This window comes from Streptomyces sp. NPDC001156, assembly GCF_053598275.1.
In genome coordinates, this window is sequence record NZ_JBSFJX010000413.1 from 1 (window position 1) to 3,356 (window position 3,356).

The window sequence follows — 3,356 nt, forward strand, 5'->3', positions numbered from 1 at the left end:
CCTGGACGACGTCCAGGCGCGCCACACAGAGATCCTTTTCCATGAAGGGCTGCAAGAGGCCCTGTCGAGTCAACCGCAGCGCGGTGCTCGCCCCGTACGGGGCCGCCCCCACGCGGCAGCCCGAACGCCGGATGTCTCTGGCCTCGGGCCTCTGCTCGACAAAACACACCGATCGGTACCGGACAAACCCCGAATGAGACCCCACCCGCGAACGCGCGGCACAAGGCCCACGTCGGAACAGCCGGTTGTACGGACAACACGCCACCCAGGCGCGCCAGCTCCGCATCCACACCGGACGGACATCATGGCATTGGACGTGTCAGTGACTCTTAGCTCATTGCGCCGATCCGCGCGCGCGGCGATCGGCGTGCGTCGATGAGCGCGGGCGGCGACCTGCTCAGGGTCGGGTGGGGTCTGGGCGACGGTGAGGTTCGTGATGATTACTCACCATACTGGCTGTTTCCCCGGTCGTGTCGGTATGCGGGTTGCGTGCAACGAGGACAGTGAACAGGGTGGCGACGATGGCAAGTCCGCCGTACCCGAGGGCGATCTGCGGTAGCGAGAAGGTGTTCGAGAGTTGCCCGGAGATGAAGCTGAGGAGGGCGGCGCCAACGTAGCAGAGGAGGTAGATTGCGCTGAAGATCGGTGCCCGGTCGGCCAGGGTGCTGCCGTACAGCAGGCCGCGGGTGGCGGCACTGATGGCGATGCCTTGACCGGCGCCTGCGACGATCGTTGCGGCGATGAACAACGCCAGTGTGCCTACGTCGATGGCTGTGATGATGCCGATCCATCCGGCCAGGAAGATGATCATGCCGATGCGTTGGGCCGCCGCGGATGTGAACCGGCCGCCGAGGGGAGCGCCGAGAACGCTGGGGGCCATATAGGCGGCGAACACCAGTCCGAGGATGAGCGAGCTGCGGGTGTGGAGTTGATCTTCGACGAGCGCAGGCATGAAGGCCTGGTAGAAAGCCCCGGTCGTCCAGGTGGCCACGAACACCGCGGCCGCGACAGGGAGCAGATGCCTGACCCGGGCCGGTACGCGGACCCGGGGTATCAGTGATCGCCAAGCGCCAGGCGTCGGCTTCGCGGTCTCCGGGCTGATGACGATGAGTGCGGCAGACAGTACGAGGAGACCGGCGGAAACCAGGTAGATGAGGTGGCGTGGCCAAGGGCCGAACTGGACCAGGGCGCCGGAGGCGATGGCGCCGAGGGAGAGGCCGAGCATGGGTCCTTGGCTGGACGCGACAGAGGCCAACCAGGTCGGCCTGCTAGGCGCGGCGTCGACGATGTAGGAGGTAAGGCTGCTGCCGGCCAACCCCGTACCGACGCCCATCAGGAGCCGACCGGCCAGCAGAATGCTGATGTCGTGCACGTTCAGCAGCAGCAGACAGCCCAGCAGAAGCAGGCCGAGGCTGGCGATCGCGGTGAGCCGTCGGCCCAGATGATTGGACAGTCGTCCCAGCACCAACAGCGCGGCGATAGTGCCGACGGAGTTGGCGACGACAGCCAGCGCGATATCGGCGTTGGTGAACCCATCCTCAGCCCGATAGGTGTTGAACAGGGGGATCGGCGTGACCAACGCGGCAAACGAGGCCACCAGGGAGACCACCGCAGATGAGAATGCCAGCCGGAGCGTTCTGCCCCGGCGAGTCCGGTTGATCACTGGTGCCACGTCTTGCATTGAGCCGTGCCTTTCTATTGTTCTGAACCACCCCGGAGTTTCCGGAGGCTCCGGGCTGTGTCTCTGCCCAAGGGACCGACGCCGGACAGAGCTAGGCCGGTGCAGCCGGGCCAACTGGCGCACCACGCGACACCGGTGAGCATGAAGGCACAACAAATGGCGTCATCGTCCATCTCATGAGCGTCGATCCGCGGCGCCGTCTTACCAACAACGTCGCGATCTCGCCCGTTCCTCCTCGCCCTCCCGCCGCAGCTGGCTGCGTCTGCATGAGTCGCTGCTGGCCGAGTTGCATGCCGCCGGCATGCTGGACCGGTCGAGGATCGACGGCTCTCACGTCCGGGCCCTGAAGGGGGGCCCAAAACCGGACCGAGCCCGGTCGACCGTGCCCGGATAGGCTCGAAGCACCGCTCGCGGACGCCTTCGTGGACCTGGAGACCGACCGGCTCGAAGACGTCGGCGACGTCGACCTGGTATTCGACGTGCTCGGCGGCGACATCCTCGGCCGCTCGACCGCCCTGGTGCGCGCCGGCGGCACCCTCGTCACCATCGCCACGCCGCCCACGGTTCGGCCCGACAACGGACGGGCCGTCTTCTTCGTCGTCGAACCCGACCGCGCCCGCCTCGCAGACCTCGTCCAGCGTGTTCGCGACGGACGGCTCAAGCCCGTCGTCGGGGATGTGCGGCCACTGTCCGAAGCGCCCGCCGCCTTCGCCCGCAAAGGGCGCCCCACCTCCGGCAAAACGATCACCCAGATCGCGGAAGACTGAGTCGGGCCTCCCAGGTCACTGGATTTCGGTGGCTCTGGTCATAGTCGCGGCCTGTTCCTGCCAGGTCCTCGTGGTACGACAGGTGGGAGATGGTGGCGACACGCCCGAAGATGCGTGATTCAGTAGCCGAAAGCCGCCTGCCCTCTCGGCGGGCGGGGCGCACTCCGAGGGAGCCGGACCGGGCCAGCAGACAGGGCAAGGACCTCGTTTGTGGGTGGCTCCGAGCCGGATGCACCTGTCTGGTGTCGGCAGCGGCTGAATTCACAATTCAGCCGTCGCCGACAGCCCGAGCACGGGCGCGGCACCGTGCAGCAGCCACCAGGCCGAGCTGGCGGCACCGGCCCGTGGATCCGGCGTCTACCGGAGCTCTATCAGCGTCTCTGATTGGCTTAGCGAGCCTGAGCGTTGCTCAGCCTTGGGAGCCAATCGCCTTCGTGCCCTGGTACTGAACGACCGGAGCCGCCAGCCCGCGTGGCACGACCTCCGGACGTTGGTCGACCGGGCCGCAAGACCCGACCGAGGAGGGTGCCCGACGTCGCCTGGGCGCCGGGCGTGCGCGTAGCACTCTGCCACAGGTTCACTACGCTTCGCTAATCCAACTGGTGAGCCTTCTGCAGGCACGGTGGGACGCGCAAGACTGGCCGCCCCACCGGCACTCGCAAGGGAGACGACCCTGTGGTGCTTGGCCTGCCCGCAGCGATACGGGCTTGTCTCTTCGACCTCGACGGCGTCACCACCGACACGGCCTCCGTCCATGCTGCTACGTGGAAGGAGGCGTTCGGCAATAGCGCGGGGGCGACGGATTGCGCCCGTTTAGCCTTGATCCACCGACGTGGCCTGAAGTGGATCTTCTGACGGGTTTTTGAGCGGGTTTCGGGTTGGTGTCTGTGCCTGGGCAGGTGGTATCC

At 66.8% G+C, this 3,356-nt stretch carries 1 protein-coding gene and 2 pseudogenes; 2 read left to right on the top strand and 1 reads right to left on the bottom strand.

All coding sequences use genetic code 11. The features are described from left to right. Positions 1-397: 397 nt before the first annotated feature. Positions 398-1,609, bottom strand: coding sequence for an MFS transporter (locus ACWDA7_RS51460; RefSeq protein WP_450614960.1), 1,212 nt, complete (start codon positions 1,607-1,609; stop codon positions 398-400). A 325-nt stretch (positions 1,610-1,934) separates the two neighbouring features. On the opposite strand from ACWDA7_RS51460, the pseudogene ACWDA7_RS51465 reads away from it, so the two are divergent. Beyond that, positions 1,935-2,086: pseudogene (locus ACWDA7_RS51465) on the top strand (IS5/IS1182 family transposase); the annotation flags it as partial. Between the two features lie 5 nt (positions 2,087-2,091). Then, positions 2,092-2,448: pseudogene (locus ACWDA7_RS51470) on the top strand (zinc-binding dehydrogenase); the annotation flags it as partial. Positions 2,449-3,356 lie beyond the last annotated feature (908 nt).